14 protein-coding genes are annotated in these 19,316 nt (G+C 61.3%); 4 read left to right on the top strand and 10 right to left on the bottom strand.

The genetic code is table 11. The features are described 5' to 3' along the window. Nucleotides 1-17: 17 nt before the first annotated feature. Nucleotides 18-1,391, top strand: coding sequence for a PleD family two-component system response regulator (locus AC1DM5_RS17895; protein WP_477975371.1), 1,374 nt, complete (start codon nt 18-20; stop codon nt 1,389-1,391). A 762-nt stretch (nt 1,392-2,153) separates the two neighbouring features. Here the strand turns inward: AC1DM5_RS17895 and rpmG are convergent. From rpmG to topA, 5 genes are all read right to left on the bottom strand, one after another. Continuing rightward, nucleotides 2,154-2,321: a 50S ribosomal protein L33 gene (rpmG, locus tag AC1DM5_RS17890; RefSeq protein ID WP_003587245.1), complete on the bottom strand. Its 168-nt coding sequence runs from the start codon at nt 2,319-2,321 to the stop codon at nt 2,154-2,156. Nucleotides 2,322-2,414: 93 nt separating this feature from the next. Next, nucleotides 2,415-3,599: an MFS transporter gene (locus AC1DM5_RS17885; protein WP_477822581.1), complete on the bottom strand. Its 1,185-nt coding sequence runs from the start codon at nt 3,597-3,599 to the stop codon at nt 2,415-2,417. Between the two features lie 251 nt (nt 3,600-3,850). Next, nucleotides 3,851-4,303: a DUF983 domain-containing protein gene (locus tag AC1DM5_RS17880; protein ID WP_477822582.1), complete on the bottom strand. Its 453-nt coding sequence runs from the start codon at nt 4,301-4,303 to the stop codon at nt 3,851-3,853. A 20-nt stretch (nt 4,304-4,323) separates the two neighbouring features. Then, nucleotides 4,324-6,693, bottom strand: a complete 2,370-nt coding sequence (gene rnr, locus AC1DM5_RS17875; RefSeq protein WP_477822583.1) for a ribonuclease R — start codon at nt 6,691-6,693, stop codon at nt 4,324-4,326. Nucleotides 6,694-6,695: 2 nt separating this feature from the next. Beyond that, nucleotides 6,696-9,353, bottom strand: coding sequence for a type I DNA topoisomerase (gene topA, locus AC1DM5_RS17870; protein WP_477822584.1), 2,658 nt, complete (start codon nt 9,351-9,353; stop codon nt 6,696-6,698). A gap of 256 nt (nt 9,354-9,609) precedes the next feature. Here topA and AC1DM5_RS17865 point away from each other — a divergent pair, with 256 nt between their 5' ends. Further along, nucleotides 9,610-9,816, top strand: a complete 207-nt coding sequence (locus AC1DM5_RS17865) for a hypothetical protein (protein ID WP_477822585.1) — start codon at nt 9,610-9,612, stop codon at nt 9,814-9,816. Here the strand turns inward: AC1DM5_RS17865 and dprA are convergent. Genes dprA through AC1DM5_RS17845 form a run of 4 tightly spaced genes read right to left on the bottom strand, consistent with a single transcriptional unit; the run spans nt 9,796 to nt 13,863 of the window. Beyond that, nucleotides 9,796-10,944 carry a DNA-processing protein DprA gene (dprA, locus tag AC1DM5_RS17860; RefSeq protein WP_477822586.1) on the bottom strand — a complete coding sequence of 383 codons (1,149 nt, stop codon included), beginning with the start codon at nt 10,942-10,944 and terminating at the stop codon, nt 9,796-9,798. The two genes, AC1DM5_RS17865 and dprA, sit on opposite strands and share 21 nt — an antisense overlap. After that, nucleotides 10,944-11,564, bottom strand: a complete 621-nt coding sequence (plsY, locus tag AC1DM5_RS17855; protein WP_477822587.1) for a glycerol-3-phosphate 1-O-acyltransferase PlsY — start codon at nt 11,562-11,564, stop codon at nt 10,944-10,946. The genes dprA and plsY overlap by 1 nt, the downstream gene beginning before the upstream one ends. Before the next feature lie 53 nt (nt 11,565-11,617). Further along, complete coding sequence (locus tag AC1DM5_RS17850; RefSeq protein WP_477822588.1) at nt 11,618-12,910, bottom strand: dihydroorotase; 1,293 nt, start codon at nt 12,908-12,910, stop codon at nt 11,618-11,620. Beyond that, the gene (locus tag AC1DM5_RS17845) at nt 12,907-13,863 is read right to left on the bottom strand and encodes an aspartate carbamoyltransferase catalytic subunit (RefSeq protein ID WP_477822589.1); all 957 of its coding nucleotides are present in this window, start codon (nt 13,861-13,863) and stop codon (nt 12,907-12,909) included. Before AC1DM5_RS17845 ends, AC1DM5_RS17850 begins: the two co-directional genes overlap by 4 nt. Nucleotides 13,864-14,043: 180 nt before the next feature. Between AC1DM5_RS17845 and AC1DM5_RS17840 the strand changes: the two genes are divergently transcribed. Then, nucleotides 14,044-15,702, top strand: coding sequence for an acyl-CoA dehydrogenase family protein (locus AC1DM5_RS17840; protein ID WP_439014687.1), 1,659 nt, complete (start codon nt 14,044-14,046; stop codon nt 15,700-15,702). Then, nucleotides 15,702-16,319 (top strand): GNAT family N-acetyltransferase, encoded by a 618-nt coding sequence (locus AC1DM5_RS17835; protein WP_477822590.1) that lies wholly within the window; start codon nt 15,702-15,704, stop codon nt 16,317-16,319. The genes AC1DM5_RS17840 and AC1DM5_RS17835 overlap by 1 nt, the downstream gene beginning before the upstream one ends. A gap of 112 nt (nt 16,320-16,431) precedes the next feature. On the opposite strand, the gene AC1DM5_RS17830 is transcribed toward AC1DM5_RS17835, so the two are convergent. Beyond that, the gene (locus tag AC1DM5_RS17830) at nt 16,432-19,284 is read right to left on the bottom strand and encodes an Rne/Rng family ribonuclease (protein ID WP_477822591.1); all 2,853 of its coding nucleotides are present in this window, start codon (nt 19,282-19,284) and stop codon (nt 16,432-16,434) included. Nucleotides 19,285-19,316: the final 32 nt, after the last annotated feature.

Raw genomic sequence — 19,316 nt, 5'->3', positions numbered from 1 at the left:
CATCGGAAAAAAGATTCATGACTGCGCGAATACTGGTTGTTGATGATATTCCGGCAAATGTGAAGCTGCTCGAAGCGCGGCTGCTGGCTGAATATTTCGACGTGCTGACCGCGGCCGACGGCTACGAGGCGCTGGCGATCTGCGACCGCAACCAGGTCGATCTCATCCTGCTCGACATCATGATGCCCGGCATCGACGGTTTCGAAGTCTGCGAGCGGCTGAAGGCCAATCCGAAGACCGCCCATATTCCCGTCGTCATGGTCACAGCACTCGACCAATCGGCCGACCGCGTGCGCGGCCTGAAGGCCGGTGCCGACGACTTCCTGACGAAGCCCGTCAACGACCTGCAGCTCATCTCCCGCGTAAAAAGCCTGCTGCGCCTGAAGACGCTGAGCGACGAACTGCGCGTGCGCGCCGAGACCGCCCATACGATGGGCATGGACGAGTTGATGCGCGCCGGTGACGGACGCGCCGACGAGGCGGGACAGGTGTTGCTGGTCGACAGCCGTGCCAACTCGCAGGAACGCATCATCAAGACGCTGAAGCCCGTCGCAGACGTAGTCGCCATCTCCGATCCGCAGGCAGCTCTTTTCGAAGCCGCCGAGAGCGCCTTCGAACTCGTCATCGTCAACGCCAATTTCGATGAATACGATCCGCTCAGGCTTTGCTCGCAGTTCCGCTCGCTGGAACGGACCCGTTTCCTGCCGATCCTGATCATCACGGAGCAGGGCGCCGACGAGATGGTCATCCGCGCGCTCGATCTTGGGGTCAACGACTATATCGTGCGCCCTGTCGATCCGAACGAGCTGGTCGCCCGCAGCCTGACGCAGATCCGCCGCAAGCGCTACAACGACCGCCTGCGCGCCAGCGTCAAGCAGACGATCGAACTCGCTGTCACCGATCCGCTGACCGGTCTCAATAACCGCCGTTATCTCGACAACCATCTCAACGTGCTCTTCAACCGTTCGATGGCCCGTGGCCGGCCGCTTTCGGTGCTGATCACCGATATCGACCGCTTCAAGCAGGTCAACGACACCTATGGCCATGACGGCGGCGACCAGGTGCTGAAGGAATTCGCAAACCGCGTGCGCTCGACCGTCCGCGGCGCTGATCTTGCCTGCCGCTACGGCGGGGAGGAGTTCGTCGTCGTCATGCCGGACACCTCGCCGGAAATTGCCGCGGCCGTTGCCGAGCGCCTGCGCGCGGCCATCGAAAGCACGCCGTTCCTGCTGAAGTCGTCGGGCGAAACGCTGAATATTACGGCCTCTTTCGGCATATCCTCGCGCATCGCCTCAGTCATAACGCCCGACCAGCTCATGAAGCAGGCAGACCTTGCGCTCTATGAGGCCAAGAATACCGGGCGCAACCGCGTCGTGGCCTCGGCCGCCTGACGACATAGCGTTCCGTAATGCGTCGCTTTCGGTTATCCACTGGGGGTAGCTGAACCTTACGAATATTTAATTTTGTTGGCTGCAACGAAGGTGCCGGTTTTTCAACCCGATAGCCCAAAAATGGACTTTAGAGCGTGTTTCTTCCGATAACACGTATCGCCTGCTCCCGAAAGCTAGAGGCGGCGAACGTGAAAAGAAGAGCGGACTATAGTTGCATCCTGATTGTCTGACCTCTGTAAATCGTATTTCACAAAACGTAACGCCGACGCCTTACGTAAGGGGAGGGGCTGAGGTATTATTGCAATATATTTCTGAAATTCTTGCTGGTATCAAATATTGTCCTTTTGGTAAAAGAGATTTCGTTGCGTCTTTACACGTGCCAAAACTGGACTTTTAACCATAGAATCATACTCGGAAATTTTACCATTAAGAATTTGTTGATTTTCTTTCATTTTTGCGCAAATTATCGGCTCAGAACAGAAAACGCTCCCGTGGAGGAGCTGTCGATACCCCATGATGCTCAGGTCCGCCGCATCTCCTGGGTCGTGGGGTCGGTCGGCTGGTACGCAATCTCAAACGGTTCCTCGTGCCGTTTTGCATGCTGGCCGACCCCCTTTTCGTAAAAACGCCGTCACTTCCCGAAGATGGAAGGGCGGCGTTTTTCTTTGTTTGCGCTAACATTGTCGTCAGCAAGCCCAGTGCAAACAAAAAGCGCGCAACCCGGAGGCGCGCGCTTTTTGAAAGAGCCGTGAGATCAGGTAATTACTTGATCTTGGTTTCCTTGAACTCGACGTGCTTCTTGGCAATCGGGTCGTACTTGGTCTTCGTCATCTTGTCCGTCATCGTACGGCTGTTCTTCGTCGTGACGTAGAAGAAACCGGTGTCGGCCGTCGACAGAAGCTTGATCTTGATAGTGGTAGCCTTGGCCATGGTCGTCCTGCCTTTAAGAAAATGAAAGCCGTGGAAAACCGGATAGGCTCCACGGCAAATTCTGGCGCGAAACTACGAATCTAGCCCGAAAAGTCAAGCCCGCTTTCCGAGGAAAAGCAGTCTTATGCCGGCGAGCAAGGCATAAAGCCCGAAGAAACCGGCAATTGCATAGGCAAAACCGTTGTTTCCGGCAACATCGATGGCAGCGCCGATTACCTGGGGGCCTGCAACGGTGCCGACGGCATAACAGAAAACGAAGGCCGCATTGGCGGCCGCAAGGTCCGAACCTGTCAGCCGCGAGCCGAGATGGCTGAGACCGACCGTGTAGAGGCCGGAGACGCAGCCGCCCCAGAAAAGCAGGATGCCGGCCATGAGAAGCCAGTTATTGACGAGGACCGGCAGCATCATCGTGCCGACGAAACCGGTCAGCGCCATCAGCGCCAGCAGGGGGCGCTTGTCCTTGATGCGGTCCGAAAGCAACCCGAGCGGGATCTGGAAGATGACGTTACCGACACCCATCATGGTGAGCAGCAGTGCTGCCTGCGATTCGGTGAAATGCGCACGCACCGCAAAGATCGGAAAGAGCGAGAGGCCGCCGGCTTCGACTGCCCCGAAGATGAAGACGGCCGCGGTTGCGGTCGGCACCAGGAAGACATAGCGCATGAAATGCAGTTCCGGCTTCTCGTCCAGGACAGGGCTTTCATGGCGGGCGATAAAGATCGGGATCGCAGCCAGCAGGATCGCGAAGGCGCCGACCAGGAAGGGCAGGATGCCGTCGCTGCCAAGCAGCGAGAAGATCAGCGGGCCGGCAGCAAAGCCGAGTGAAAGGACGGTTGCGTAGATGCCGAGCACGAAGCCGCGTTTGGAAGGCGGTGAGGCCGCATTGATCCAGAATTCAGAGAGGATGAAGAGTGTGGTCGTTGCGCCGTGGAAGGCGAAACGCAGCGGAAACCACATCCAGAAGTCCTGTGCATAGTAGAAGCCGAGCGCGCTGAGCGCCGAGATCAGCACCGCCCAAATCATGGTGGGCGCGACACCGTATTTATGCGCGAGCTTGGTGGTGATCGGTGCCGCCGCCATCGCCGCGATACCGGCCATGGCGGTGTTAAGGCCGATGAGGGTGGAGGAAATGCCACGCTTTTCGAGAATTATGCTGAGGAGAGGAAGTCCCAGGCCGATCGCTATGCCGACGGCGGAGATGGACGAGACGGCTGCCACCAGAGAAGGCCAATGGATTTCCTCAACATCGCCCGGTGTGCCGTTCCTCGGCTGAGACATTTATCCATCCTTAGAGAGGTATGCGGACGAATCGTCCGTCTGGAGCCACATAGAAAGACATAGACATGCCAAATCCAAGTGACGGGCAGGGTTTCACAATATTTCTGGCATCCGCCGGCGATTTCTTGAGTGTAAGCTTTCCCCGTACAAAAGATGATGACCGTGTCGATCCTCTGCAGATAGTCGGCTATGGGTCATGGCGCTCTGGTCGCTGCCACTACACGCGAAATATGTCTGGAAGGTGAAGGTGTTCAAGCTTGCCGGCCGGGTACGTCGTAATCATCCGGTTCGTCATCATGGCCGCCGAAACCGTGCATCTTCAGCGCCCATTGCAGGCCTATGACGCCGCCCTTGATCGGCTGGATCGAGACGAGCGCCGTGATGATGGTGATCGGTGTCCAGATGGCGAGATGCACCCAGACCGGCAGGACGAAGGCCATGTCCGTCAGCATGAACCCACCGACGACGACGTGGCCGAGCACGAGGATGACGATATAGGGCGGCAGGTCGTCGGCGCGCTGGTGGTACATCGCCTCGCCGCAGGCGGCGCAATGATCGACGGGCTTCAGAAAAGCGCGAAACAGCTTGCCGCTGCCGCAGGCTGGGCAGCGGTTCAGCATGCCGCGCATGATGGAGCGCCCGAGCGGGCGCTCGGCATCGGGCGTATCCCCGTAGCGGACGACCTCGTCTGTCGGTGTGCTCATCGATCTTTCCCTTCCCGGAACTAGTGCCGCCCGCGCGGCGGCCTCGTTCCGATCTTCTTGCGAGCGCGGCTTGCGTCGCGTCGCCCCGCCTTGTGGAAGGAGCGCACAGCCGTCGGCATCTTGCGTCCCTCGCTCAGCATCTCGAAGCGCAGGGCGCCCGCAAGCGGGATCGCCTCTGCCAACCGCACGGTCACATCGTCGCCGAGACGATAGCCAAGGCCTGTCTTTTCACCTGATAGCGCCTGATGCGCCTCGTCATAGATGAAGTAGTCGGTGCCGAGCGTAGATATAGGGATGAAACCGTCCGCGCCATAGTCCGGCAGCATGATAAACAGACCGGATTTGGTGACGCCCGAAACGCGCCCCTCGAATTCCTGGCCTATGCGGCCGGCAAGATGATGGGCGATGAGCCGATCGACCGTCTCGCGTTCGGCGGCCATGGCGCGACGCTCGAAGGTGGAGATTTCGGCGGAGATGTCGTCGAGTGTCGCTTCCTCGTCCGGTGTGATGCCGCCCTCGCCGAAGCCGAGTGAGCCGACGAGCGCACGGTGCACGATCAGGTCGGCGTAACGGCGGATCGGCGAGGTGAAGTGCGCATACTTCATCAGGTTCAGGCCGAAGTGTCCGATATTTTCAGGACTGTAGATCGCTTGGCTCTGCGAGCGCAGTACCATCTCGTTGACCATCGTCTGGTGCGGTGTGTCGTCCGCCTTTGCGAGGATGCCGTTGAAGCTGTTGGCGCGCATATTGCCGCCCTTGGCAAGCGAGATGCCGAGGGTAGCGAGGAACTCGCGCAGCACCTCCTGCTTGGCAAGCGTTGGCGTATCGTGGATACGGTAGATCAGCGGCTGGCGCTTTTTTTCCAATGTCTCGGCAGCGCAGACGTTCGCCTGGATCATCATTTCTTCGATCAGCTTATGGGCATCGAGGCGCGGCGGCACGAAGACCCGGTCGACGGTGCCGTCGGGCTTCAGCAGTATCTTGCGCTCAGGCATGTCGAGCTCGAGCGGCTGGCGCCGGTCGCGACCGCGCTTCATCGTCTCGTAAGCGTGCCACAGCGGCTTCAGGATTGGCTCCAGCATCGGCCCGGTCTTGTCGTCAGGCTTACCGTCGATCGCAGCCTGCGCCTGCTGATAGGACAGCTTGGCAGCGCTCTTCATCATGATGCGATGGAAGGTATGCCCGATCTTGCGGCCGTCCTTCGAGAAGACCATGCGCACCGCAAGGGCAGGGCGGTCGACGCCTTCCTTCAGCGAGCAGAGATCGTTGGAGATCCGCTCCGGCAGCATCGGCACGACACGATCGGGAAAGTAGACCGAGTTGCCGCGCTTCAGCGCTTCACGGTCGAGCGGTGAATTCGGCCGCACGTACCAGGAGACGTCGGCAATGGCGACGGTGACGATAACGCCGCCGGCATTGTCTTCCGACGGATCATCCTCGGCATAGACGGCGTCGTCATGGTCCTTGGCATCGGCAGGGTCGATGGTGATCAGTGGCAGGTCGCGCCAGTCCTCCCGATGCGACATGGTGGCAGGCTTGGCGTCATCCGCCTCTGCGACGGCGGCTGGCGGGAAGACATGCGGAATACCGTGCGCATGGATGGCGATCATCGAGATCGCCTTTTCCGAAGCGACGGAGCCGACGACCGAAAGCACCTTGGCACGAGCCAGGCCGAAACGGCCAAGACGCGCAATCTCCACCTCGACCAGATCGCCGTCCTTGGCATCGCCCTTGTATTCAGGGTCGATCACCATTTCCTCGCCGCGCCGCTCGATGGGCAGCAGGCGTCCGGCACCGCCGGGCGCATCCTTGAAGACGCCCATGCTGGCGCCCCGCCGCTTGTCGATCACCTTGATGATGCGGGCGGTATAGGCCGGGCCGCCACGATCGACAGCCGGGAAGATCTTGGCAAGGATACGGTCACCCATGCCTGCAACCGGCGACTTGCCCTTGCCCTGACGGCCCGCTGGCGATTGCTGGCGAATGGCGACGGCAGGGGCCACGCCCTGATCCTCCGGCCATTCGGCCGGGCGGCCGATCAACTCGCCATCCTTGTCGCGCGTGGTGATGTCGAGCACGGTGACGGGCGGCAGCGCACCGGGCCGGATCAGCGACTTGCGGGTCTTCTGCAGCATGCCTTCCTGCTCCAGCTCCTGCAGCAGGTGCTTGAGCTCGACGCGGCTTTCGCCCTTCAGCCCGAAGGCCTTAGCGAGTTCGCGCTTGGAGGCTTTCTGCGGATGTTCGGCGATGAAACGCAGGATGACTTCGCGCGGCGGCAGGATGCCGTGCACGATGTTCAGCGGCTCAGGCGCAGGTTCCCTGCTCGCGCGTCCGAATTTTCCCGGGCGCTTGCCCATGGCTCTCGTAGTCTCGCGCGGTTCTCTCGCCACTCTCAGCTCTTTTTCGTTTTCGCCGGCGCTTTTGCCTTGGTTGCCTTCGGCTTTGCGGCGGTCTTCGTCGTCTTGGCTTCAGCGGCCGCAGCCTTCGGCTTCGCCGCCGACTTGGCCTTTGTCTTGCCGGCGGGAGCCTTGCCTGCCTTTTCTGCGATCAGCGCCAGCGCCTCTTCGACGGTGATGGCCTGCGGATCCTTGCCCTTCGGCAGCGTCGCGTTGACCTTGCCCCAGTTGACATAGGGGCCGTAGCGACCGTCGCGAACGGTGATCGCACCACCGTCAGGATGAGCGCCGAGCTCCTTCAGGGCTGCCGGCGTTCCGCGGTTGCCGCCCGGCGCCTTGGCCTGCTTTTCGGCAATCAGCGTCACGGCGCGGTTGAGACCGACCGAGAAGACGTCCTCGATGCTTTCCAGGTTGGCATAGGTGCCGTCATGCAGCAGGAACGGCCCGTAGCGGCCGAGCCCGGAAGAGATCATCTTGCCGGATTCCGGATGTTTGCCAATATCGCGCGGCAGCGAAATCAGCGCCATCGCCTTCTCGTAGTCGATATCCTCGGGCTTCCAGCCCTTCGGCAGCGAGGAGCGCTTGGCATCCTTGCCGTCGCCGCGCTGGATATAGGGTCCGAAACGGCCCGAACGCAGCGTCAGTTCCTCGCCGGTGGTCGGGTCGGTGCCGAGGTTCTTCGGCTCGTTCAGCGCAGCGCCTTCGGCCTCGCCGCCGTTCTCGGAAGAGAGTTGGCGGGTATAGTTGCATTCCGGATAATTGGAGCAGCCGACGAAGGCACCGTACTTGCCGAGCTTCAGCGACAGGTTGCCGGTGCCGCAGACCTGGCAGATGCGCGGATCGCTGCCGTCCTCGCGCTTCGGGAAGACCAGCGGTGCCAGGGCTTCGTTCAGCGAGTCCAGAACGTTGGTGACGCGCAGTTCCTTGGTGTCTTCGATCTGCGAGAAGAAATCCTTCCAGAAGTCACGAAGAACCTGCTTCCAGTTCAGTTCGCCGGCCGAAATCCGGTCGAGCTTCTCTTCGAGATCGGCCGTGAAATCATATTCGACATACTTGGTGAAGAAGCTTTCGAGGAAGGCGGTAACGAGACGCCCCTTTGCTTGCGGAATGAGCTTACGCTTGTCGATCGTCACATAGTCGCGGTCGCGCAGTGTCGCGAGCGTCGCGGCATAGGTGGACGGACGGCCGATGCCGAGCTCTTCCATTTTCTTGATGAGCGAGGCTTCGGAATAACGCGGCGGCGGCTCGGTGAAATGCTGCGTCGAGTTGATCTTCTGCTTGGCGAGGTTCTCGCGCGCATTGATCTCCGGCAGGCGGCCATCTTCCTCGTCAGCGTCGTCGCTCTGCTCGCCATCCTCCTTCTGGTCGGTATAGGCGGCGATGAAGCCGTCGAAGCGGATGACGGAACCGACGGCGCGCAGGCCAGCCTTCAGGCCGTTGTTGTCGGCAATGATTTCAGCCGTCGTACGTTCGATTTCGGCCGATGCCATCTGGCTGGCGATACCGCGCTTCCAGACCAGATCGTAGAGACGGATCTGGTCGGCATCCAGGAATTTGCGGACGCGATCCGGTGAGCGGTTGAAGTCGGTCGGGCGGATCGCTTCATGCGCTTCCTGGGCGTTCTTCGCCTTGGTCGAGTAGAAACGTGCCTTTTCCGGCAGGTAGCGTTCACCGAACTGCTCGCCGATGGCGCTTCGCGCCGCATCGATCGCTTCCGGCGCCATCTGTACGCCGTCTGTACGCATATAGGTGATCAGACCGACGGTCTCGCCGCCAATGTCGACGCCCTCGTAAAGCTTCTGCGCGATCTGCATGGTGCGCGAGGCCGAGAAGCCGAGCTTGGAGGAGGCTGCCTGCTGCAGCGTGGAGGTCGTAAAGGGCGGTGCCGGGTTACGCTTGACGGGCTTTGCCTCGACGCTTTCGACGACATAGCTGGCACCTTCCAGCAGCGCCTTCAGGTTGCCGGCTTCTTCGCCATTTCCGATCGAGCGCGGCTGCAGCCGCTTGCCATTGGCGGCAACCAGTCTTGCCTCGAATTCGTCGCCGCGCGGCGTCTTCAAGAGCGCCGAAAGGTTCCAGTATTCCTCGGAAACGAAGCGCTCGATCTCGGATTCTCGATCGCAGACGAGGCGCAGCGCAACCGACTGCACGCGGCCGGCGGAACGCGCGCCGGGCAGCTTGCGCCAGAGAACCGGCGAGAGGTTGAAGCCGACGAGGTAATCGAGTGCGCGCCGTGCCAGATAGGCATCGACCAGCGGGACGTCGATGTCGCGCGGATCGGCCATCGCATCGAGCACGGCCTTCTTGGTGATGGCGTTGAAGACGACGCGCTTGACCGGCTTGCCGTTGATGACGCGCTTCTTGTTCAGAAGGTCGAGAACATGCCAGGAGATCGCTTCGCCTTCGCGATCCGGGTCGGTCGCCAGGAACAGGGCATCGGAGGATTTCACCGCGTCGGCAATATCCTTCATGCGCTTGGCGGACGCGCTGTCCACCTCCCAAAGCATCTCGAAATCCTGATCCGGAAGAACTGATCCATCCTTGGCAGGCAGATCGCGCACATGGCCGAAAGAGGCGAGCACCTTGTATCCTGGACCCAGATACTTATTGATCGTCTTGGCCTTGGCAGGCGATTCCACCACTACAACATTCATGATGATTCTCTAAAAAAGATGCCGATCCGGCGGAGAGGCAGGCGTAACATGCACTGCAACATGAATACCGGCCCCCCGACATGGACAGGGAATTCGCTCTGGTCAAGAGGTTTGCTTCAATTTTACCTCTTTGCCGCGTATCGCAACCATTGCGAGATTCTGAACCTATTGCAATTCAGGATGATTGCGCTATCGTTTTTGAAGTGTGGTTCGGGCTCCTGGTAAAGCAGCGCTCTCCGATTTCATAGAGACAATTATGGCGCCCAAGGCTGCAGAAAAAGACACCGATCGCTCGGCATCGCTTGAAAACATTGCTTTCATCCGGCAGATGCTCGCAGAGTTGCGCCAGGTGGCAGAACGCGAAAATGCGGAGATGCTCTGTTATCTCATCGAAATGGCCTATGTCGAAGCCGGAGACCTGCGGTCACGCATCAATAGCGGCTCAGTCGGTCATGGAAATTGAGACCAGCCCGCCGGCATGGCGATGGAGCCGTCCGGCCATATCCAGCTCCAGAAGAACAAGATAGACGGCGGAAGCCGAAAGACCGGTATGACGGATGATGTCGTCGACCTCCGCCGGCGTCGGACCGAGCGCATCGATGACGAGCGTGCGTTCCGTTTCGTCGGGCGGAAGCGACATCCTGCCGCCTTCGCGCTTCGGTTCTTCGGCTGATGGCAGCGAGAAGAGATCGGGCTGGGAGAGCGGCGCCAGCGCTTCCACGACATCCTCAGGCGAAGTGACGATCATCGCCCCGTCCTTGAGGAGGCCGTTCGTGCCGTGGCAGCGCGGATCGAGCGGCGAACCCGGCACGGCAAAGACCAGCCGCCCGAATTCGCCGGCCATCCGTGCCGTGATAAGCGAACCGGAGCGAACTGCTGCCTCAACGACCGCAACGCCGAGCGCGATGCCCGCAATCAGCCGGTTGCGGCGGGGGAAATCACGCGCACGCGGCTCCCAGCCGAAAGGCATCTCGCTGACGGCAAGCCCGTTGCCATTCCATATCTCCTCCAGCAGTCCGACATTCTCAGGCGGGTAGGGCTGGTCCAGCCCTCCGGCCATTGCGGCAATAGTACCGGTATCGAGGCTCGCCCGATGGGCGGCCGTGTCGATGCCGCGGGCAAGGCCGGAGACGACCGCATAGCCGGCCCGGCCACAATCTCGGGCCATCATCGCCGCGAATTTCGCGCCGCTGATGGAAGCATTGCGCGAACCGACGATGCCGACCGCCGGTCTGTTTAGCACGGAAAGATCGCCCTTGACCGCGAGCAGCGGTGGCGCACCGTCGATCTGGCGGAGCGCCTGCGGATAATCAGGCTCGCCGATGCCGATGAAGCGGGCGCCAAAGCGCTGCGCCGCCTCGAGTTCGCGGTATGCTTCTGCTTCGGTGGCGATGCGGATCGAACGTGTCGCGCCGCCGCGCGCCGATAGTTCCGGTAGCATGGAAAGAGCGGCTTCCGCCGAGCCGAAATGATTGATGAGATCGCGAAAGGTCGCGGGGCCGACATTGTCGGAGCGGATCAGCCTCAGCCAGGCGATCCTCTGTCTCTCCGTCAGCGCAATTCCTTTTGGCTTTGCGCTGAGCGCGTCCATTACCCCTTAGCCCCGATCTTGCTTTCCGTCCCGCTGATCAGGCGGGAGATATTGGCCTTGTGTTTCCAGTAGGAGATGACGCTCATGATGGCCATGATTGCCGCAACCTTTTCGTCGCCCAATATCCACAATGCAACCGGGATGACAAGCATCGCAACAAGCGCTGAAAGCGAGGAATAGCGGCTGACGAAGGCAACCCCAAGCCAGACGGCTGCAAAGAGCAGAACCATTGATGGCGCGACGCCGAGCAGCGTGCCGATATAGGTGGCAACACCCTTGCCGCCCTTGAAACCGATCCAGAGGGGGAAGAGGTGGCCGATGAAGGCAAAGAAACCGGCGATGACGCCCGCTTCCTCACCGGCGAAATAAGCCATAATCCAGGCGGCCGCGGCGGCTTTCAGCGCATCGAGCAGAAGCGTAGCGGCCGCGAGCTTCTTGTTGCCGGTACGCAGAACGTTGGTCGCGCCGATATTGCCAGAGCCGATGCTGCGCACGTCGCCGAGGCCGGCGGCGCGCGTGAGGATGAGACCGAATGGGATGGAGCCGAGCAGGTAGCCAACGACGACGGCGGCAAGCGCCAGAGGCAGGGTAATCTGCCAGGTGACAAGATCAGATATCATTTTTGTTCCCCAAGTCTTTTGCCGAGAGGATGCCCGGAAGGGCAGGGCAGCCCTCAGTCCTGCAATGCGTGAACCAGCGTGCCCCCGACATAGGTCGCAACGGCTCGCCCGCTGAAGCGCGCATCCTCGAACGGCGTGTTCTTCGAGCGGGAGAGAAGCATGTCCTTGGAGACAAGCCAAGGTTCTTCGAGATCGATCAGCGCGATATCGGCCTTGGCGCCGGGCTTCAGCGTGCCGGCATCGAGGCCAAAGATCTGCGCCGGCCGCGTCGACATCGCATCGATCAGCCGCAACAGGCTGACCTGCTCGCTGTGATAAAGCCGTAGCGCTGCCGCGAGCATCGTCTCCAGTCCGACCGCACCATCTTCGGCCTCGGCGAAGGGCAGGCGCTTGGTATCGACATCCTGAGGGTCATGCGAGGAGACGATGATATCGATCGCGCCTTTTGCCAGCGCATCCACCATTGCAACCCGGTCGTCTTCGGAGCGCAGCGGTGGATAGAGCTTGAAGAAGGTGCGATATTCGCCAATGTCGTTCTCGTTCAGCGCCAGATTGTTGATCGAGACGCCGCAGGTCACCTTCACGCCGCGCGAGCGGGCAAGCTCGATCGCCTCGACCGACTCAGGCACGGAGATCATCGCCGCATGGTAGTTGCCGCGCGTCAGCTGCGCGATGCGCAGGTCACGCTCGAGCGGGATCAGTTCCGCTTCCCTCGGAATGCCAGAGAGGCCGAGCCAGCTTGCAAGCAGGCCTTCATGCATCACGCCATTGGCGCCAAGATATTTGTCGCGCGTGGCGCAGGAAAGGACGGCGCCGAATTCGCGTGCATAGGTCATCACCCGGCGCAGCACCTGTGTATCGGAGATGCTGGAATGTGCGTCGGTGAAGGCGACGGCGCCTGCCTGCATCAGGAGGCCGATTTCGGTCATCTCCTCACCAGCGAGCCCCTTGGTAATGGCTGCTGCCGGGTAGACGTTGATGACGGCCGTGTCGCGTGCCGTCTTCTTGACGAACTCGACGAGCGCGATGTCGTCGATGACGGGATGCGTATCCGGCATCATAATGATGGAGGTCACACCGCCCGCTGCCGCTGCCCGGCTTGCCGAGGCGATTGTCTCGCGGTGCTCGCCGCCCGGTTCGCCGATATGGACGCGCGCATCCACGAGGCCCGGCGCCGCGACGAGGCCAGTGCAATCGCGCACGGTAGCACCTCCGGGAGCGCCCTGGTTCTGTGCATCCTTGCCGGCCGCGACGATGAGACCATCCTTGACGACGATCGTGCCGATCTCATCGAGATTGCGGGAAGGGTCGATGATGCGGACGTTCTTGAGGACGAGATTGCTCATGCGCCCACTCCATCAGTGCGGGGACCCTGGTTCTGGGAAACGAGCAGCGTCTCCATGACGGCCATGCGCACGGCGACCCCCATTTCCACCTGTTCGGCGATCACGCTCTGCGGGCCATCGGCGACCTCGGAGGCAATCTCCACGCCGCGGTTCATCGGTCCCGGATGCATGACGAGCGCATCCTCCTTCGCAGCCTTCAGCGTTTCCGCGTCGAGGCCGTAGAAATGGTAATATTCGCGCACCGACGGCACGAAGGCGCCGGACATGCGCTCGCGCTGCAGCCGCAGCATCATCACCACATCTGCGTCCTTCAGTCCTTCCTTCATCGAATGGAAGACCTCCACGCCCATCTCGGCAATGCCGGCCGGCAGCAGCGTAGCGGGAGCGACGACCCGCACCCGCGCGCCCATGGCGTTCAGAAGAAGAATGTTGGAGCGCGCCACCCGCGAATGTAAGACGTCGCCGCAGATTGCGACGACGATGCGCGACAGCCGGCCCTTGGCGCGACGGATCGTCAGCGCGTCGAGCAGCGCCTGCGTCGGGTGCTCATGCTGGCCGTCGCCGGCATTGATGACGGAGCAGGAGACCTTCTGGGCGAGAAGTGCCGCAGCGCCGGCGCTGGAATGGCGGATGATCAGGACGTCCGGCCGCATCGCGTTCAGGGTCATCGCCGTATCGATCAGCGTTTCGCCCTTCTTCACCGAGGAATTACCGACCGACATGTTCATCACGTCGGCGCCAAGGCGTTTGCCGGCAAGTTCGAAAGAGGCCTGCGTGCGCGTCGATGCCTCGAAGAAGAGATTGATCTGCGTCAGGCCCCGAAGGGTCGACGTCTTCTTTTCTCTTTGCCGGCTGATCTTGACGGCTTCGTCAGCCTTGTCGAGAAGATAGGTAATATCCTGCTCGGTGAGGCCCTTGATGCCAATGAGGTGGCGGTGGGGGAAAAAGACCATGACCCTGCCTCTTATTGTCTTCGCGGGGTCTATAAAGAGTGCGGGGGGAAGGGGCAAGCTTGTGCTGTACGCAAATCCCATGTTCCCCATGCATTTTCCGTCGAATCCCGCTAGAGCAGAAATCTGCGAATCACGAACTTCCGGTTTCCTTTTGCCGGGCTCATGAAATAGAAGCGAACTATGACCTCCGCAAACCGGACTGAAGACAAACTCGCCGAACTCAACCAGCCGAGCCTCTGGTCGGGAATCAATGCCTACCGATCCGATCCGCTGATCGTCGATCTGACTGCCACACTGCCACGCACCATCCGTGAAGACCTTGAAAACATGGGCCGCTTCGTCACCTCGCCGGAAGCGCAGGAACTGGCGCGCATGGCAAACCAGGGCACGCCGCAGCTGCGCACCCATGGCCCGCGCGGCGAACGCCTTGATATCGTCGAATTCCATCCCGCCTGGCATGCGCTGATGCGCCGTTCCATGGCGTCCGGCCTGCATTCCTCCGTCTGGGATCCGCAGGCCGATACGGAGGCCAAGGATCAGGCCCACCATATTCGCGCAGCCCGCTTCTATCTGACCGCGCAGCTGGAATCCGGTCATCTTTGCCCGTTGACGATGACAAGCGCGTCCGTTGCCGCTCTCTCGGCCTCACCGGCCGTGCAGAAGGACTGGGCGCCGAAGATCCTGTCGCGCAAATATGACTCGTCCAATCGTCCGGCCATGCAGAAATCGGCCGTGACGATCGGCATGGGCATGACGGAAAAACAGGGCGGTACCGATGTCCGCGCCAACAAGACCACTGCCGAAAAGGTCAGCGAAGGCATTTACCGTCTGTCCGGCCACAAGTGGTTCATGTCCGCGCCGATGAGCGACGCCTTCATCATGCTGGCACAGACCAAGGACGGCATGGGCTGCTTCCTGGTGCCGCGTCTGCTCGAGGATGGTTCTGCCAATGGCCTGCAGTTCCAGCGCTTGAAGGACAAGATCGGCAACCGCTCCAATGCTTCTTCCGAAGTGGAGTTCACCGATACGTTCGGCTTCCTGCTCGGCGGTCCCGATGCCGGCATCCGCACCATCCTCGATATGGTGACGCTGACGCGGCTCGATTGCGCGCTTGCCTCTTCGGGCATCATGCGCGCATCGCTCGCCGAGGCCGTGCACCACACCCGCGGCCGCAGCGTTTTCGGCAAGATGCTGGTCAACCAGCCGATCATGACACGCGTGCTCGCCGATATGGCGCTCGATGTGGCAGCCGCCACGGCTCTTTCCTTCCGCCTGGCCGATGCCTTCGACAAGGCGCGCGGCAATGCGGAAGATGCCGCCTATGCCCGCGTCATGACGCCGGTCGCCAAATACTGGTGCTGCAAGATCGCCCCGTCGCTGATCTACGAGGCGATGGAATGCATCGGCGGCAGCGGCTACATCGAAGAACGCCCAATCGCCCGCCACTATCGCGAGGCGCCGGTCAATGCGATCTGGGAAGGTTCGGGCAACGTCATGGCGCTCGATGTGCTGCGTGTGCTGAACCGCGGCAAGGATCTGTTCGAGACGGTATTTGCAGGCTTTGCGCGCGATCTCGGGCCGGCCGGCAAGAAGACGATCGACGTGCTGCGCGCCGCAATCGCGCTCTGCGAACAGGACGAGGGCGCCGCCCGCCTGCTGGTCGAGCAGCTGGCGCTCGTTGCCGGTGCCGCAGAACTCTACCGGCTTGGGGCTGGGCGCATAGCAGACGCCTTCATCGAGACCCGTCTTGCTGGCGGCTGGCGCTCGACCTACGGCATGCTCGATTCCCGTTTCGATGCGAGCTACATCGTCGACCTGCTTTACCCGCCAGCGGCGTAATGCTGCCGTTTCGCAATGCGCGGCAAGACGATCTCGGTGAGATCTACGCAATCTCGCTTGCGACTGGTGACTGTGGGCAGGATGCGAGCCATCTGTACCGCGATGGCCAGCTGATCGGTCACATCTATTCCTCACCCTATGTCGTGCTGAGCCCGGAAGCGACCCTCGTCGTGACGGACGGGCAGGGCATTGCCGGCTATATCGCCGGTGTCTACGACACCGCCACCTTCGAGGCACGGCTTGAGCGCGAATGGTGGCCGGCTCTGCGGGCTCGATATGCCGAACCGGCCGGCGACTCAAACTCATGGACTGCCGATGAGCGCCGCAGTTTCGCGATCCATCATCCGCGCATCGTGCCGAAGCAGATCGTCGACGCCTATCCTGCCCATATCCACATGAACCTTCTGCCGCGCCTGCAGGGGCAGGGTGTCGGCAGTGCCCTTCTGGATGAGTGGGTGTCGCTGGCTCGCAGGGCAGGCGTCAGCGGCATTCATCTCGGCGTCAATGCCGGCAACCAGGGCGGACTGCGCTTCTGGTCCTCGCGCGGCTTTACGCGTCTTGTCCCGCCGCTCGTTTCGCTATCGGAAACCACCGTCTGGTTCGGCCGGACACTTTAGGCCCAAGCCTTCTGCCGGTCGGCGTCGACGGAACACGTTCGCTCTCAGGCACAAAAAAATCCGGCCGCGTCGCCGCAGCCGGATCATATCACTTATCGCCAAAAATCAGCTTTCAGAAGAAGCCGCGGCGCTGCCACCAGCCAGCCTTCTTCGGCTTGCCTTCGCCCTCAGCTTCCGCGCTTTCGGTGCGGGTCGAGGTGACGGTCGGCTCAGAAGACGAGATGTTGGATCCGCGGTTGGCGCGAACCGGCTTTGCCTCTTCCTGCGCCGGTGTTGCGAGATCCGCAGACGCTTCCATCACTTCCGGCTCGGCCTCGGCCGCGGTCTCAGCGATAGGCGCTTCGATTACGGGCTCCTCGACCGGCGAGGGTGCAGCTGCTGCCTTGCGGCGGCCACGGCCGCGTGCCGGCTTGACCTCTTCGGCAACGCTTTCGCCAGCTTCGACAGCAGCCATTGCTGGCTGAGCTTCAACCGTTTCGGCTGCGACGACTTCGATCACTTCCGCTGCGGTCTCGGACGTCTCGTCGGCTCCACTATCATCGCCTTCGTCAGCCTCGTCACCTTCGGAAGCGGCGTTGGCTTCAGCACCTTCTTCACCGCGGTTGCGGCGGCCACCACGCTTGCCGCGACGGCGGCGCTTGCGGCGCTGTGAATCCTCGCTGTCGGCGTGGGTTTCGGCCGGAGCTTCGCTGGCGTCGCTATCGCCCTCGCTGCCGTCGTCCTCGCCCTCATCACTATCGTCAGCCGCGTCGGAGACCGTATCGGCACCAACCTGCTGTTCGGCATTGCCATTGCGGCCGCGACGGCGGCGACGGCGCTTGCGCTTGCGTCCACCTTCGCCTTCACTCTCTGCACGAGCAGCCGGGCGTTCGGCAGCAACAGGCTTTTCTTCCAGCTCTTCGTCTTCCTCCTCGTCATGCTCGATGACGATATCGTCGTCATCGTCATCGGGGATGGCTGCGAAGTTGAAGAGGCTTTCGATCTTGACCGGGTTTTCAACCGGCTCGCCACGATCGATCGCGAAGTGCTGCGCACCGACCGAGCCATCCGCATCGATGATGATCGCCACACCGAAGCGGCTTTCATAATCGACGATTGTCTGACGTTTATGATTGAGCAGGTAGAGCGCGATATCGGGCGTCGTGCGCACGGTGATATTGTGCGTGGTGTTCTTGAGCAGATATTCCTCGACGCCGCGCAGCACATGCAGGGCGACGGAGGACTGTGAACGGACATGGCCGGTGCCGCCGCAATGCGAGCAAACCTGCGTCGTCGATTCGAGAACGGAAGCGCGGATGCGCTGGCGCGACATTTCCAGAAGGCCGAAATGCGAGATGCGGCCGACCTGGATGCGGGCGCGGTCGTTCTTCAGGCATTCCTTCAGCTTCTTCTCGACAGCGCGATTGTTGCGCTTCTCTTCCATGTCGATGAAGTCGATGACGATCAGGCCGGCAAGGTCACGCAGGCGAAGCTGGCGGGCAACTTCGTCCGCCGCCTCGAGATTCGTCTGGAGAGCCGTATCCTCGATCGAGTGTTCGCGGGTCGAACGGCCGGAGTTGACGTCGATCGAAACCAGCGCTTCGGTCTGGTTCATGATCAGATAACCGCCGGACTTCAGCGTTACCTGCGGCTGCAGCATGCGGTCGAGCTGCGCCTCGATGCCGGAGCGCGAGAAGATCGGGTGGATGTCGCGGTAGGGCTGGACCACCTTGGCATGGCTCGGCATCAGCATCTTCATGAAGTCTTTCGCTTCACGATAGCCTTCTTCGCCGGAGACGATGACTTCGCTGATATCCTTGTTATAGAGGTCACGGATCGAGCGCTTGATCAGCGAGCCTTCTTCGTAGACGAGGCAAGGGGCCGTAGAGGCGAGCGTCAGCGTGCGGACGTTCTCCCACAGGCGCATCAGATATTCAAAGTCGCGCTTGACCTCGACCTTGGTGCGGTTGGCACCAGCCGTGCGCAGGATCACGCCCATGCCCTGCGGCACTTCCAGCATGCGGGCGATTTCCTTCAGCCGCTTGCGGTCCTGTGGGTTGGTGATCTTGCGGGAAATACCGCCGCCACGCGCCGTGTTCGGCATCAGAACCGAATAGCGCCCTGCAAGCGAGAGATAGGTTGTGAGAGCAGCGCCCTTGTTGCCGCGCTCTTCCTTGGCGACCTGCACCAGCAGGATCTGGCGGCGCTTGATGACTTCCTGGATGCGGTATTGCTTGCGCGGCTTGCGCTGCACCCGGTCCGGAACCTCTTCCATCGCGTCTTCGGCGCCAACCGATTCGATAACTTCCTCTTCGCCATGGTCGTCGTCATCATCGTCGTCGTCCTGACGGCGCTTGGAAACGTCGACATCCTCAGAGATGGAGTCCGTTTCGACCATCGCGGCCATCTCGCCGCCGGTCGAACCTTCGTCATCATTGTCGGCGACCGATGCTTCCGGTGCGGCTGCCTCTTCGGCAACCGGCTCGGCTGCCTTCTTGCGGCTGCGGCGGGCGCGCGGCTTCTTGACCGGCGCCTCTTCAGCGACGGGTGCAGCCTCTTCGGCGGGCGTTGCTACTTCTTCTGCAGCAACTGCCTCGGGCTGTTCCACCGGAACGATGCCGATATCGGGCTGATCCTGCGTGGAGAGATCGACGAGCGGAGCCGTTTCGACATGCTCGACATCCTCGTCGCGGCGATGCTCCTCGGCTTCGGCGCGAAGCAGGGCCTGACGGTCGGCAAGCGGGATCTGGTAATAGTCAGGATGGATTTCGGCAAAGGCCAGGAAGCCGTGCCGGTTGCCGCCGTAATCGACGAAAGCGGCCTGCAGCGAGGGCTCGACCCTCGTTACTTTTGCAAGATAGATGTTGCCGCGGATCTGCTTCTTGTGCTGCGACTCGAAGTCAAATTCTTCTATGCGGTTCCCGCGAACGACAACGACGCGCGTCTCTTCCTCGTGAGACGCATCGATAAGCATTTTGTCTGCCATGTAAGCTGAGCTCCTCGGCGAGGCCGCGAGAG

The organism is Rhizobium sp. 01T437, from assembly GCF_056398505.1.
The sequence above is the reverse complement of the archived record's forward strand: the minus strand, read 5'-3'. Positions and strand labels throughout refer to the sequence as shown.

What these genes read in the sequence shown, in the direction of transcription:
- AC1DM5_RS17885 (WP_477822581.1), bottom strand. Translation starts at nt 3,599, where the DNA reads ATGTCTCAGCCGAGGAACGGCACACCGGGCGATGTTGAGGAAATCCAT.
- AC1DM5_RS17845 (WP_477822589.1), bottom strand. Translation starts at nt 13,863, where the DNA reads ATGGTCTTTTTCCCCCACCGCCACCTCATTGGCATCAAGGGCCTCACC.
- AC1DM5_RS17880 (WP_477822582.1), bottom strand. Translation starts at nt 4,303, where the DNA reads ATGAGCACACCGACAGACGAGGTCGTCCGCTACGGGGATACGCCCGAT.
- AC1DM5_RS17835 (WP_477822590.1), top strand. Translation starts at nt 15,702, where the DNA reads ATGCTGCCGTTTCGCAATGCGCGGCAAGACGATCTCGGTGAGATCTAC.
- AC1DM5_RS17895 (WP_477975371.1), top strand. Translation starts at nt 18, where the DNA reads ATGACTGCGCGAATACTGGTTGTTGATGATATTCCGGCAAATGTGAAG.
- rpmG (WP_003587245.1), bottom strand. Translation starts at nt 2,321, where the DNA reads ATGGCCAAGGCTACCACTATCAAGATCAAGCTTCTGTCGACGGCCGAC.
- AC1DM5_RS17865 (WP_477822585.1), top strand. Translation starts at nt 9,610, where the DNA reads ATGGCGCCCAAGGCTGCAGAAAAAGACACCGATCGCTCGGCATCGCTT.
- plsY (WP_477822587.1), bottom strand. Translation starts at nt 11,564, where the DNA reads ATGATATCTGATCTTGTCACCTGGCAGATTACCCTGCCTCTGGCGCTT.
- AC1DM5_RS17840 (WP_439014687.1), top strand. Translation starts at nt 14,044, where the DNA reads ATGACCTCCGCAAACCGGACTGAAGACAAACTCGCCGAACTCAACCAG.
- AC1DM5_RS17850 (WP_477822588.1), bottom strand. Translation starts at nt 12,910, where the DNA reads ATGAGCAATCTCGTCCTCAAGAACGTCCGCATCATCGACCCTTCCCGC.
- dprA (WP_477822586.1), bottom strand. Translation starts at nt 10,944, where the DNA reads ATGGACGCGCTCAGCGCAAAGCCAAAAGGAATTGCGCTGACGGAGAGA.
- topA (WP_477822584.1), bottom strand. Translation starts at nt 9,353, where the DNA reads ATGAATGTTGTAGTGGTGGAATCGCCTGCCAAGGCCAAGACGATCAAT.
- AC1DM5_RS17830 (WP_477822591.1), bottom strand. Translation starts at nt 19,284, where the DNA reads ATGGCAGACAAAATGCTTATCGATGCGTCTCACGAGGAAGAGACGCGC.